At 34.6% G+C, this 14,698-nt stretch carries 11 protein-coding genes; 4 read left to right on the forward strand and 7 right to left on the reverse strand.

Annotated elements, in window-relative coordinates; all coding sequences use genetic code 11:
• Nucleotides 1-57 precede the first annotated feature (57 nt).
• From ACFELV_RS04550 to ACFELV_RS04580, 7 genes are all read right to left on the reverse strand, one after another.
• On the reverse strand, nt 58-678 hold the full coding sequence (locus ACFELV_RS04550; protein WP_375326946.1) for a hypothetical protein: 621 nt from the start codon (nt 676-678) through the stop codon (nt 58-60).
• 11 nt (nt 679-689) lie between these two features.
• On the reverse strand, nt 690-4,850 hold the full coding sequence (locus ACFELV_RS04555) for a beta strand repeat-containing protein (RefSeq protein WP_375326947.1): 4,161 nt from the start codon (nt 4,848-4,850) through the stop codon (nt 690-692).
• Nucleotides 4,851-5,134: 284 nt separating this feature from the next.
• Nucleotides 5,135-5,911 (reverse strand): RNA methyltransferase, encoded by a 777-nt coding sequence (locus ACFELV_RS04560; protein ID WP_375326948.1) that lies wholly within the window; start codon nt 5,909-5,911, stop codon nt 5,135-5,137.
• Between the two features lie 20 nt (nt 5,912-5,931).
• Entirely contained in the window at nt 5,932-6,543 is a 612-nt protein-coding gene (locus ACFELV_RS04565; protein WP_375326949.1) for a CinA family protein, read from the reverse strand.
• 2 nt (nt 6,544-6,545) lie between these two features.
• Entirely contained in the window at nt 6,546-7,028 is a 483-nt protein-coding gene (gene ruvC, locus ACFELV_RS04570; protein ID WP_375326950.1) for a crossover junction endodeoxyribonuclease RuvC, read from the reverse strand.
• A complete protein-coding gene (locus ACFELV_RS04575) occupies nt 7,025-10,075 on the reverse strand; it encodes an efflux RND transporter permease subunit (RefSeq protein WP_375326951.1) in 3,051 nt (1,016 codons plus the stop codon). The genes ruvC and ACFELV_RS04575 overlap by 4 nt, the downstream gene beginning before the upstream one ends.
• 91 nt (nt 10,076-10,166) lie before the next feature.
• Nucleotides 10,167-11,540 (reverse strand): PleD family two-component system response regulator, encoded by a 1,374-nt coding sequence (locus ACFELV_RS04580; protein ID WP_375326952.1) that lies wholly within the window; start codon nt 11,538-11,540, stop codon nt 10,167-10,169.
• Between the two features lie 516 nt (nt 11,541-12,056).
• Here ACFELV_RS04580 and efp point away from each other — a divergent pair.
• From efp to ACFELV_RS04600, 4 genes are all read left to right on the forward strand, one after another.
• On the forward strand, nt 12,057-12,623 hold the full coding sequence (gene efp / locus ACFELV_RS04585; protein ID WP_375326953.1) for an elongation factor P: 567 nt from the start codon (nt 12,057-12,059) through the stop codon (nt 12,621-12,623).
• Between the two features lie 6 nt (nt 12,624-12,629).
• Nucleotides 12,630-13,367, forward strand: coding sequence for an inositol monophosphatase family protein (locus tag ACFELV_RS04590; protein ID WP_375326954.1), 738 nt, complete (start codon nt 12,630-12,632; stop codon nt 13,365-13,367).
• Nucleotides 13,368-13,471: 104 nt separating this feature from the next.
• Entirely contained in the window at nt 13,472-13,780 is a 309-nt protein-coding gene (locus ACFELV_RS04595) for a DUF2610 domain-containing protein (protein WP_375326955.1), read from the forward strand.
• 79 nt (nt 13,781-13,859) lie between these two features.
• Complete coding sequence (locus ACFELV_RS04600; protein WP_375326956.1) at nt 13,860-14,555, forward strand: phosphatidylserine decarboxylase; 696 nt, start codon at nt 13,860-13,862, stop codon at nt 14,553-14,555.
• Nucleotides 14,556-14,698 lie beyond the last annotated feature (143 nt).

Below are 14,698 nucleotides of genomic sequence, written 5' to 3' on the forward strand. Positions count from 1 at the left end.
ATTAATAACGGCAGGTGTGCTTGCTATTAATTTACTATTATCTATATCAATCTGATCTCAACCACTATTATATATATCGCCAACAATAACATGTTGGGCATTATTCAAACTATACAAATAGATATTTTGATTATTTCCCACCTCCACTAACCAATCTATATATGCATTTGTTTTGATAACATTAAAGTTGGCATTTGTTAATAAACCCCCGGTAGTGATGAATAAATGTTTTTGGGCTTCCCTGGATAATACAGCATGATCATTCACAGTAATGTTAACTACCCCTTCGGCCTCAACAGGTGTTTGAATTTCAATAGTGCCAAGTGTATTATCTGCATAGAAGGTAGTGGACAGGACAGTATTAGCACCCCATGTAGAATTACCATTTTGATTATCTTGAAATATTAATTTATTATGCCCTAAATCAATATTTCCATTAATATGCGTGGTGCCATTAAGAGTTACTAAATTATCTAAGATAACAATATTATTACTATTAAAGTCAATATTGTTCGCATATATAGGACCAGTCAATTTTGCAGTACCATTATTACCGGTAAATTTAATATTATTAAAGCGATTATCGGCACTGCCAATATTACCGACAATATTAGTATTACCTTCAAAAATTATATTATTTGCATTACCAACTGTAGCAGCGTTATTGATAGTGGACAATTCTTTGAGAGTTAAAGTACTGGCAATTGCAGATTAGTAAAAGAAATATTGTTACTATTTACTTTGTCAGTGATTATTAAATCTTGACCAGCTATTTCGAGGGTATTTATTGCATTAATATTTCCTACTGCCCCAGTAATGGTGGCAGGGATAGTATTGCGAAGCCTAATAGTGCCGGCGTTAGCAATATCACCTGTAATATCCGACACAGTAATATCCTTATTAAACTCTGCTATAGCATCTGTGGATATAATGATATTATTACTTTTAACAATACCTTGAAACTGTACTAAGCCATCTTTAATATTCATCTTATCTATTGCATCACTACTACCAATATTCCCTGTTACTATTCCATTACCATGATAATTTAGAATGCCACCAACCCCTGTGCTACTATCAACATTGCCATCTATCGTCTGACCATCTGCCAGATTTATGGTACCAGCTTGGGAGCCAAAATCGATATCACCTACAATCCCATTATTAACCGTTAAAGTACCAGCAGCACTATAAGTAATATCGCCAGTGATTAACTCAGGAGCGATAACGTGAGAGTCAGCATGCGCAATGTTATAAGTGTCTACATTCGAGGCAGGTAAGTTTACTGTTCCTGGTCCTTGCAACTGCAGCTGAGCTAGCTTAGTTGCACCCCCTATGATGCCAGTGACTGTACCGGTGCCTAAAAAAGCTATAGTACCATTAGAGCCATCGCTGCTAACAACATTTCCCTCTATTTTTTGATTATTTGCTAGGCTCAGTTTTCCTGCTTGCCCTTTAAAATCGATATTACCTACAATCCCGTTATTAGCCGTTAAAGTACCAGCAGCACTATAAGTAATATCTCCAGTGATTAACTCAGGAGCGATAACGTGAGAGTCAGCATGCGCAATGTTATAAGTGTCTACATTCGAGGCAGGTAAGTTTACTGTTCCTGGTCCTTGCAACTGCAGCTGAGCTAGCTTAGTTGCACCCCCTATGATGCCAGTGACTGTACCGGTGCCTAAAAAAGCTATAGTACCATTAGAGCCATCGCTGCTAACAACATTTCCCTCTATTTTTTGATTATTTGCTAGGCTCAGTTTTCCTGCTTGCCCTTTAAAATCGATATTACCTACAATCCCGTTATTAGCCGTTAAAGTACCAGCAGCACTATAAGTAATATCTCCAGTGATTAACTCAGGAGCGATAACGTGAGAGTCAGCATGCGCAATGTTATAAGTGTCTACATTCGAGGCAGGTAAGTTTACTGTTCCTGGTCCTTGCAACTGCAGCTGAGCTAGCTTAGTTGCACCCCCTATGATGCCAGTGACTGTACCGGTGCCTAAAAAAGCTATAGTACCATTAGAGCCATCGCTGCTAACAACATTTCCCTCTATTTTTTGATTATTTGCTAGGCTCAGTTTCCCCGCTTGTCCTTTAAAATCGACATCACCTACAATCCCGTTATTAGCCGTTAAAGTACCAGCTGCACTATAAATAACCTTCCCAGTTACTAAGGCAGGAGCAGTAACGTGAGCCTCAGAATGGGCAATGTTATAAGTTTCTACATTAGAGGCAGGTAGGTTTATTATTCCTGGACCTTGAAACTGCAGCTGAGCTAGCTTAGTTGCACCCCCTATGATGCCAGTTACTGTACCAGCGCCTAAAAAAGCTATAGTACCATTAGAGCCATCGCTGCTAATAACATTTCCCTCTATTTTTTGATTATTTGCCAGATTCAGTTTTCCTGCTTGCCCTTTAAAATCGACATCACCTACAATCCCGTTATTAGCAGTTAAGGCCCCAGGCTCGTTATAAGCAACATTGCCAATGATTAAGCCATTAGCAATAACGTGAGAATCAGCATGTGCAATGTTATAAGTTTCTACATTCGAGGCAGGTAGATTTACTGTTCCTGGTCCTTGAAACTGCAACTGAGCTAGCTTATTGGTGCTACCTATTGCCCCCCCTATTGTGCCAGTGACTGTAGCCGTGCCTAAAAAAGCTATAGTACCATTAGAGCTATCGCTACTAATAACATTTCCCTCTATTTTCTGATTATTTGCTAAGCTCAGTTTTCCTGCTTGTCCTTTAAAATCGACATCACCTACAATCCCGTTATTGGCAGTTAAGGCCCCAGGCTCGTTATAAGCAACATTGCCAATGATTAAGCCATTAGCAATAACGTGAGAATCAGCATGTGCAATGTTATAAGTTTCTACATTTGAGGCAGGTAGGTTTACTGTTCCTGGTCCTTGAAACTGCAACTGAGCTAGCTTATTGGTGCTACCTATTGCCCCCCCTATTGTGCCAGTGATTGTACCAGCTCCTAAAAAAGCTATAGTACCATTAGAGCTATCGCTACTAACAACATTTCCCTCTATTTTCTGATTATTTGCTAGGCTCAGTTTTCCTGCTTGTCCTTTAAAATCGATATCACCTACAATCCCCTTATTAGCCATTAAAGTACCAGGTGCACTGTATATAACCTGGCCAGTGATTAACCCAGAAGCAGTAATGCGAGCATCATCATGCGCAATGTTATAAGCCTTGACATTAGCAACAGGAAGATTCATTGCCCCAGCACCGCTAAACTTAAGCTGAGATAATTTATGCTTGTCTCCTATAGTACCTGTTACTGTGCCACTACCATGATAATTTAGAATGCCACCAACTCCTGTACTACTATCCACATTTCCTTTGATCGTTTTACCATTTGCCAGATTCAAGGTACCATCATTAGAGGCGAAATCGATATCGCCCTCAATCCCATTGTTAGCAGTTAAGGTACCAGCCGCACTGTACGTAACCTTGCCAGTTATTGAGTCAGTAGCAGTAATGTAAACATCTGCATGCCCAATATCATAGGTGAGCACATGAGCAACAGGAAGATTAATGTTACCAGGTCCACTAAACTTAAGCTGAGATAACGGATATGTACCTCCTATGGGGCCTGTTACTATTCCATTACCAGTATAATTTAAGATTCCCCCAGCTTTTTTACTATTATCAACATTACCATCTATAGTCTGATTAGCTCCTAGATTTAGGATACCATCATTAGAGGCAAAATCGATATCCCCTTTTGTATCAGCAAGCATATTTAATGTTAGGGCATTGTTAAACGTAATATTACCATTAATATTTTGCTTAAAACTAATAGAACTGTTATCTGCACTCTTAGCTTCGCTATTCAGCTTGATATTAGTAGCGAAAACTTTAAGGTCAACTATATTGCCTGTTGTTACCTTTAATTCATCTAATTTGCTATTTTCCTTTCCAAGTGCTACACTGTTATCTTTTCCTTTAACAGTTAAAATACTGTCTTGACCAGTTGAGTTTAGTTCTAATGCCCCTTGTCCAACTAAATTTTGGTGAAAAGTTACTGTGTGCTGCCCGCCTTTATCGTGTTGTAACTTAAGGACTGAATTTTGGTGATCTAACTCAATTGAGCTACTATTTTGCAGAAGATCAAGATTACTAGTAGCTCCAACATCTATGGTAAATATTATAGGAGCAGTATCATCAGGAACAGGGCGTATACGTATTGCATCTAATAAATTAATGCTGGGGTCAGTAACAGTAAAATTAGTCTGGACATCTAAATTCGCCTTTGTACCATCTTGCTTTATAAATTTACCATTAAATATGGTTTCCGTTTTACTAGTTGAATTGATAGTTAATGAATTTTTAGTTCCGACAAATTGAATATTATTTACTCCGGTATAGTTATTATCACCAGTTTTAATACCTAAATCATCACCGCGATCTCCTGATAACACAACTGAACTATCGTCCTGCAAAATAATATCTGTTTTCTGCTGACCACTGCTGTCTATTATAGAACCCAACGTATTAGTACTTGAGTTCTTTATAACTAATTGTATATTATTTTGGTTATTAAGGTCAATAGCTCTAATAAAATTATAGAATTTAACCGGTAGTATCATGTTACTAGTATTAAACTGTAAGGTGGAACCTGCTTCAAATGGTAAGGGGGTTGGGGAAGAATAACCCCATATGACACCATCTAATCCATAACCCTCATGCCAGTACTCGAAGGGACCATATTCACTACTAGTAACAATTCGCAATTTTGGAGCAGCAAATACATTAGTACTAGCTGCTAATAGCAATCCAATAGTAATCGGGATAAATATTATTTTAATGTAAATTAGTCTTTGCGTCATATTAAACAGGTTTTAATATAAAAATGAAGTTAATTTATATTAATTTACTGTTATTCTATTTGGCTCTCAAATTGTAATCTATAGATTCGGTATTATTTTGTGCAACTTTAGCAATATAAGGGTATAATTATTACAGTATTTTATCTATAGATTGTATTTCTATATCTTCACTATTAACCGGCAGGTATGTTTAAGACTATACTGGACAGAAGTTTCAAGACAAATTTTGACTAATTTTGTGTCCTATTAATGGCCATTGATTATATCACGATATACAGATTTGCTTACAAGCTAAGGGTACTAATAATGCCCCGTAATGTTTGCAGTTCAGTATGAGATAGTTTATCGATACGAGTAAAAATATTCATAATATTTTGAGTCATATGTAGTTTTTTTTCAGGAACCTTAAAGAAGTTTTTATTATTCAACTCACTAAATAAATGATCAAAAAAATGCTCTAACTCTCCTCTTGTTGCTAGTTTTTGTTCGTTCTTAATGTGATTTTTCTGATGCGCTTCATTACTATGAAATAATTCATAACATATAATTACTACTGCTTGAGCAATATTCAATGAGCCAAAATCGCCAGTATTTATATTAATAATTTTGTTAGCATAAATAATTTCTTTATTTTGCAAACCACAACTTTCTCTTCCAAACATAATGCCTACTTTTAGGTGATTAGGATAATCTTGTGGTAAAATTTTTGAGGAAATATAATTTTTATTCATATTACGGCCAGTAGCGCTGGTGGCATATAAATAATCAATATCTTTGATCCCATTTTCTAAATTATCATAAATTTTAGCATTATCAATAATATTGACTGCTGAGACCGCCATGCTACGTGCTTGTTCATTGGGCCATCCATCGCGTGGTGCAATAATCCTTAGTTCCGAAATATTAAAATTTTTCATCGCTCTGGCAGTGGCGCCGATATTTTCTCCCATTTGAGGAGAAACCAGAATAATGACAGGCAGGAGATGATTTATCGCATTCACTCGTTTGTTAGGATACCTAGTAGGAAGGTTGTGAAGGGTAGGAGTTTGATTATTCATCATACAATATAGGCAATTATTCGTTAATTTATATTTTGTAGAATAAGCTTTAGAGCTTTTTGACAGCTAAGATAACGTATCATTTGACGCTTACTGTAAGAGTCAATGTCATAGTTCATAGGATCAAACATAGATAAATAGCTTTTAGTAACAAAGCGGTGTTTAATTGCAGTTAATTCTTCATGTATCTCATCGCTTGTTGGTAATGCGAATATTGGTTGTGAACAAGTAGGAGTAAATGCATCAATGTTTGCTAGGTAAGTAATAGCAATCCATACTGTTCCTACTGGTTTATCAAGAGTGCCGCCAGCTGGGCCAGCAATGCCAGTTATAGAAACAGCAATAGAGCTTTCTGCTTTATGTATTGCGCCTAATGCCATTGCTTCTGCTACTTCTTTAGATACCGCACCAAATTGCTTAATAGTTTGACTAGGGATACTCAGTAAGCTTATTTTTGTTTGATTAGAATAAGTCACAAAACCACAAGAAAAATAATTAGAAGATCCTTCTAATGAAGTTAAGCAAGAGGCTAGTAACCCACCAGTACATGATTCAGCTACTGCTATAGTGAGATGGTTAGATATCATTATATCTTTAACTTCGCTTACTAAATCTAATAAAGCTTTATCGATCATGATTATATACTCTTGTGCTTTGGAGAATTTACCCAACAACAATAAGCTACTGCAAGAGCATCAGCTTCGTCAAAATTATTAACGGCAGACGAGCCCGCTAATAATAGTTTAATCATTTGTAATATTTGATTTTTTTCAGCATGTCCATAACCAGTAACAGATTTCTTAATAATGTTAGGAGCAAATTCTTGGAATCCTATATTATAGCTGCCAATAAGTGCCATTACGGCTCCTCTAGCATATCCTAATTTTAAAGATGAGACGCTATTTTTATTGATAAATGTTTCTTCCATCCCAATAATAGTAGGCTGGTATTTTAGTATCACCTTATCTAAAGTTGAAGTGATGAAGGCTAATCGTTTATGTATTGCTTCAGTTGCACGAGTGTTTATGATGCCACTGGCTAAATATTTCAAAGTATTACTAGAATTAATTATCCCCCAGCCTAGAGCAGTTAAAGATGGATCAATTCCTAATATAATCATAAATTAATATATTCTTTTTTAAAAGTTTGATATAAAACTGGAATAACAAAGAGAGTAAAAATAGTACCCACACCCATTCCTCCAATTATCATGAGTCCAATAGAATTTTGTGCTGCTGAGCCTGCCCCCGAAGAAATAACTAAAGATATTGCACCAAAAATAGTAGCGAAACTTGTCATTAAAATAGGTCGTAGTCGTAGGCTAGCTGCTTGCATTGTTGCCTCCCTAATAGTCATACCTTTTTTTCTTAGCTGATTAGCAAATTCTACTAACATAATGGAATTTTTAGTAACTAAACCAATTAAAGTAATTAATCCTATATTACTACTATACATATTAAGAGTATTGCCAGATATATATAATGTGAATATTCCCCCAGTAACAGAGAAAGGAACCGCTGTAAGAATTAAAAGAGGGTCTGTAAAACTCTCAAATTGTGCTGACAGTACCAAGTAAATAAATAACAAAGCAAATAGGAAGGTAGTCATTATATTACTATTTGATTCTTTCATTTGCTTGATCTCTCCAATATATTCCAGGATAGTAGCACTTTTATCTAGCAATTGTTCTGCTATTTTATTAATTGCTGTTATTGCCTCCTGAATTTTTACTCCTGGTGCTAAATCTGCTGAAATTGTGACAGATCTAGAATTATTGTAATGATTGTAGGACTTAATAGATACTGTTTCAATCATTTGGGCCACGGCGCTTAAGGGGAGTAAATTATTCGTTATCTCATTTGTTGGTATTAAAATTTTGCTAAAATCGTTTTTACTGCTGCGGTTTTTTAAACTATATTGTAATGTCACATCATATAAATTGTTGCCCATTCTAAAATCACCTATTTGCCTTCCTGCTATTAAATATTGTAAAGTGAGTCCGATATTTTCTAAACTTACTCCATAAAGATAAGCTTTATCTCGATCAACAATTATTTCAATAGTAGGAGAAAAAGATTTTAAATCACTATTAACGTTAATAAAAATAGATTTTTTTTGCATCGCGTTAACGAATTTTTGGGTTATTGCACCTAATGCATCATAGTCTAAAGAGGTTTGCAAAGTGAATTCAATAGGACTTTTAGCATTGCCACTAACAAGAGAACGTGGTTCCATAGCAAAAATTGACATGCCAGCTATGCGAGCAAACTGTTTATTCAGCTCTTGCTTGATAGTTTCCTGAGACATTAACCTGTTACCCCAATCCTTCAAGGATATAAACCCAAAAGCACTATCATTCCCTTCTGCGCCGCTGATAGTAAAAAATCCTGATATATCTTTATATGAATTAAGTATTTTTTCGGTTTCGATGACAGTTTTCTCTGTTTGATTCAGGCTAGATCCTTCGGGTCCGATAAAAGCGAGTTGTAAATACCCATCATCTTCTTGAGGCACAAATATTTTGGGAACAAACATAAAACTAATACATAATATAACCAACGATAGCAGAATAATAAATATAAAATATTTTTTATTATTCAGGGTACGTGCTAAATAATATAAATATTTTTCTTGAATTAACTTAATAAATTGCTCAAATTTTACTAAAAAATTTAAAGTAGTTTTAGAACTCTGTTCGTTACACATCCTACTAGCCATCATCGGCGTTAAAGTTAAAGCTATAAAACCTGACAATAAAACACAAAAGGCTAACGTCCAAGCAAATTCAATAAATAGCTTGCCTATGAACCCCTCTATAAATGCTATCGGTAAGAATACAGAAGTAAGGGTGATAGTCATCGCAATAATAGCAAATCCTATTTCTTTAGAGCCAAGAAGAGCAGCTTCCATACCAGAATGTCCCATCTTGTTATATCTAAAAATATTTTCTAGCATTACTATTGCGTCATCTACTACCAAACCAATTGCTAATATCATGGCTAACAGAGTAAAAATATTAATAGAAAACCCTAAATAATACATAGCGCTAAAGGTACCAATTAAAGATATGGGTACCGTTACTAATGGTATGATAGTAACAGAGGCTGAAGCTAAGAATAAATAAATTACTAATATCACTAATATTACAGATTCTACAATAACATGAAATATTGAGTTAATTGAGGCATTTACTGGTATTGATCCATCATAGGCTATGTCAATCGCGATGCCAGCAGGCAAATTTTCTCTAATAGTCACTAATGCACTCTTAACCTCCTTGGACAACTTCAGGATGTTTGCCTTTGATTGTTTGGTCAAACCAAGCGCAATAACACTTTTACCATTATATCGGAAAATTACTTGGGGGTCAGGCGCGCCTAAATATATTTTAGCAATATCTTGTAGTTTTATTAGTGTAGAGTCTTGTACTTTTAATATAATTTTCGCAAATTCTTTAGGGGTGTTTAAGGAACCATCTAACCTGACTACAAAGTCCCGAGCATTAGTTTTTATAGTACCTGCAGGATAATATTTATTCTGCTTCTTTAGGGCGTTTTCTATCTCTAATACCGATATTTTATATTGGTATAATTTAACAGGGTCCGGCTCTATACGCATAGAATAATATTTACCCCCGTATACATTTACTTGCCCTATTGTTTCGAGCTTTTCTAAAGGGGTTTTTACAAAATCTTCCACAATTTTAGTTAATGTTAAATCATCATATATATCGCTATTAATGCTCAGAAATAAGGCAGCAAAATTATCAGAATTCATTTTGGCAATATTTGGCAACTTCATGTCTGGGGGTAGTAAATAACTGATATTAGAAATTTTAGATCTAACATCATTAAGTGCTAATTCAATATCAGTGGATAATAAAAAAGTTAAAGTAATAACGCTACTACCGGTAGTGCTCTTCGAGGTAATAGAATCAATGTTTTTTACAGTTTTGAGAGCTGTTTCAAGACGTGTGGTTACTTCTTGTTCCATATAACGAGAATCAGCGCCAGGGTATTGGGCAGTTATTGTTATAACCGGCAATGCAATATCTGGGGTTCCTCTAATATCTAATTTAGTAAACGATATCGCTCCTAAAATCATTATTATTAAACTTAAGACAGTGGCAAATACTGGGCGGGTAATACATATTTCACTTAGCAACATATTATAAGGAAACCTTTTCTAAAATTACTTTGCAGGATGCTGCTTGTAAAATACACCTATATTTTCGGTAAAAATTTGCTCAATAAATCTACTAAAAATTTTTGTCCACAGACCCCAACATTATGACCTGATTTTTTTTCATTTTTTTTGCTTTATATAATGCCTTATCTGCTCTTCCTATAAAACTACTAATAGTTTCACCATTTTTATATTCTGCTACACCAATAGAGATGGTAGTCTTGATAGTTTTTTTGGGGGGTTTAATTTTAAAATCTGTACATTCTATCTTTTGCCTCGCTCTTTCTGCTATATCACCAGCTTGCTGAATAGTCATATCATCTAACAGGACAGTAATTTCCTCGCCTCCATATCGTGCAATTAAATCTGTAACTCTAAAAATACTTTTCAAAATGTTGGCAATAGTTTTTAATACTACATCACCTGCTTGGTGTCCATAGTTATCGTTCACCTGTTTAAAATCATCAATGTCACACATTAATAAACATAATGGTCTGTTACTACTATTAGCTTTTGTTACCATTTGTTTGATATGAGTGTCGAAATAATGCCTATTAAACATACCAGTTAATCCGTCTTTAATAGATAAGTTAATACTGAACTCTAAATCATTTCTTAAATTATCTTGGTAATGTTTTCTTCTTAGCTGAGTTTTGATACGAGCTAATAACTCATTTTTGTCTACGGGGTAGGTAAAATAATCGTTAATACCCAGCTCTAGCGCTTTGAGCACTATTGAGGTATCTTCTTCATCGGTCTGTAATATAAGTGTTGTATCACGAAACTGAGCCCTAGATCTTAGCATTACGCTGATTCTTAAAGGATCTTCTTCTAGCTCGCAGCTAATAATTACTAAATCTGGGATATAATGAGGATCATCTTGCAGATCATTAATATTAGCGATTACTTTTATGTGGTTAGTCAGAGTGGACACAATATTACTAATATTTTTTGTTTGTACTACATCATTATTAATTAATAATATCTTACTACTCGAAAAACGGTCTTTCATTTCTATTACTGAAGCCCCGAGCTCAGCATTGGTAGTGTTTCTACGTTTTAATTCGTCTATTAAGACCTTCATCCGTGCAAGAGAGCGTACTCTTGCAAAAAGGGCTGTATCATCTATAGGTTTTGTTAGGAATTCGTCTGCCCCCGCTTCCAGGCCCTTTACTCGATCTTCAGTGTCGGATAGAGCAGTGACCATAACTACCGGTATATGAGTGGTAGAAGGATTAGTTTTAATTCGTTTGCAAGTTTCAAAACCATTCATATCTGGCATCATAACATCAAGCAGTACTATATCGATTTTATTATTCTCAAGTATAGTAAGAGCGTCCTGGCCGTTACTAGCGGTAAAGACAATATAATATTCCCCTAAAAGTTTTGCTTCTAATAATTTAATATTTGATGCTATATCATCCACTACAAGTACATTTGCGGTCATGCTTAACTTACAAGTTATATATTTCTTAAATTTACTAGGCTCTGTGAACTTTTCTACTTAATTTAATTTCGCTTCTTTTTTGCTGTAAATTTAACAGGAGTTTTTTGAAATATGGCCAATATTCCTGCAAAAATCCTATTAATTTTCGCTAAAAAATAATCAGAAATGTAACTTTAAATAGAAAAGTTCACAGAGCCTAAACTTCCTGCATATAGTTCAAAAAATCCTCGGGATTTTGAAGAAAAAAACGAAGCCGGGCTGAGCAGCCGTAACATAAACGATTGTTACGGAGCGGAGGTAAGTTTTGACGACAAAATCACCAACTAGAGCGATTTATGCAGGAAGTTTACTATAATTAATATAGTTTGCCAATGAGTTATTGATCAAAAAATCGCTTAATCACTTGTGTTTATAATAGTTATTGTATATTTTTGCTAACAGATTTGTATATTTAATATGTAAAAGCATTTTATAAGCTGTGTACAAGTAATATATTTGAGATAAGTGATGAGTAATATGAAAATTACAGCAAATTCAATTAGAGCCGGTAATGTGATAGTTTATAATGGAGATTTATGGGTTGTAAGTAAGACTCCTGACCATACCAAGCCCGGTAAAGGTGGAGCTTATGTTCAGGTTGAGATGAAAAATCTCAAAACTAAGAATAAGCTTAATGAACGTTTTAGCTCCTCTGAATATGTAGAAAAAGCACAACTTGAACATAAAGATTTGCAGTTTCTATATTTCGAAGGTAACAATCTAGTATTAATGGATAATGAGACATTTGAACAAATTTTAGTTAATAAAGAAATCCTAGGGCCCCGGTTGCCCTTCCTTGAGAATAATATGATGTTAAGGGTACAATTTTATGAAGAAGAGCCGTTAGAAGCTGAATTGCCTCCAACAGTTATTGTTGAAATTATGCAAACTGACCCAGTGATTAAAGGCGCTACTGTGACTGCCTCCTATAAGCCAGCTATTTTAACTAATGGTATCAAAGTAATGGTACCTCCTTACTTAACCGCCGAAGAAAAAATAGTGATAAAAACTGAAGATATTAGCTTTGTTGAAAGAGCGAAATAGCATCTTATGGACACCTTAACCCATTCACTTATCGCTATTTCGTGTAAAGTTGTTAAGTTTTTACGTAGAGATTTTTTAGAGCTGGAAATGTTGCAAAGATCTAGTAAAGGAAATTATGGTTTTTGTCAAAAATCATATATTAAGATCCAAGATTTATTAAGTAATGAACTACGCAAATACAGCAAACATATATTTTTCCCTAATGATCAATTTACCTTAAATACTGTCGATTCCGAAGAAATGATATTAATGATAAATCCCATTGATAGTTTAGATAATTTAGAAAGAAGCCTACCATTTTTTGCTTTATCTATAACATCTTTAAGGAAAATTAACAATGTCTTTACTGCAACTTGTTCTGTCATAAATTTCCCAGCCCTTGATCAGCTCTATTACGTTGAAAAAGGGCGAGGAGTCAAATCAGAAAATAGTAATGTGAGTAGACTTAGGGTTTCAAGTCGTTCTACTAGCCGTAATGCCTTAATTGCTGTTGATAATATTAACACAGAGCTAACATTTTTTAAGGATACTATGATGTTTGGTTCGCATTGTTATAGTATTTTAATGTTAATAGCTGGTAAAGTTGATGCGGTGTATTTTTCTTCCTTAAATTATACTTTAAGGGTTGGTTTCGAACTGTTAGTTTCAGAATCAGGCGGGGCAATGATAGGGCATGATAAAGCATTTATTGCTACTAATTATGAACTTGTCAATGAATTTAAGAATAAAATAATATTAGAATAATATAAAAACTTTATTTGTAATTTTATTTTTTTATTATAGCATATTCATTATAATTTTATGGCAACTTGGATTCATTAGGGGAAATTATAATCTGGGATTTGAGTATGAAAAAATTCAGTGTTAATTGTGATTTTGGCGGTCAAATGGCGCCTTTTACTATATATATAGGCCAGCCTGAGCCTGGCCATCATCCTTTGCATTTTCAAGCGGATTGGTTATCAAAACAGCGAGGTGGCACCATACCTGCAGAAGTAATGGATGCAGTAACCAAATTACAAGAACTCGCAAATAAGAATAATGTTTTAGTAGAAGAATTATGTGTGTATGCTCTAGGGTCTGCCCAAGAAAGTGTTAATGAGGAAGCGAAGCAGAAAGCAGAACAAGATGCTAGTGAAGAGACTGCAGAGGATTAATATTTTGTAAATAACAACAGGATGCATGGTTATTTGACCCATCCGTTTGGGGATATAGAGAATTTTTTAGAGGAAACAAATGAAGCAATACAGCGATTTTTCAAGAATAATTCATCGGGAAGGTTATATATTTATTATAAGTTTTGCCGTGGTGACCTTTCTATTAGCTACTTTTAGTAATACTCTTGGTTATATAGGGCTTATTATAACAATGTGGTGTATATATTTTTTTAGAAATCCAGATCGTTTTACTCCTGTTGATGATGATATAGTAGTGAGTCCTGCTGATGGAGTAATCCAAAAAATCAGTGAAGCCCTTCCTCCCTCAGAGCTTGGATTTGGTGACCAAGAAATGATCAGAGTAAGTATTTTTTTGAATATTTTTAATGTGCATGTTAACCGGATACCTGCAAATGGTAAGGTTCTATCTTTATATTATAATCCAGGAAAATTTTTGAATGCTTCCCTAGATAAAGCCAGTATACATAATGAACGCCAATCAGTTTTAATGGAAACTAAAGCTGGTCAAAAAATTATTTTTGTTCAAATAGCGGGCTTAATCGCTAGAAGAATATTATGTGATTTGGAAGAGGAAGCAGAAGTTAAAGCTGGTGAGAGATACGGCATTATACGTTTTGGTAGTAGAGTAGATGTTTATTTGCCCCTTAAAACTCCACTTTGTGTATCTGAAGGCCAAACGGCAGTTGGAGGTGAAACTATTATTGCTGATTTTAAGATCAAAAAAACATCTGAACTTAAATTTGAAAGAAGATGATGACACTAACTCCCTTCCATTCTGCTCATTACATAGACATGTTCACAGCACCTAGTTATCGTTGTAATATATTTCCCTAATAAATCTGATATTAAAACCCAAAAGTTAGAATTGTGTTAATAATATAGGTACAAGCATAGTAC

The organism is Candidatus Tisiphia endosymbiont of Nemotelus uliginosus, from assembly GCF_964264835.1.
In the GTDB taxonomy this organism is placed as follows: Bacteria; Pseudomonadota; Alphaproteobacteria; order Rickettsiales; family Rickettsiaceae; genus Tisiphia.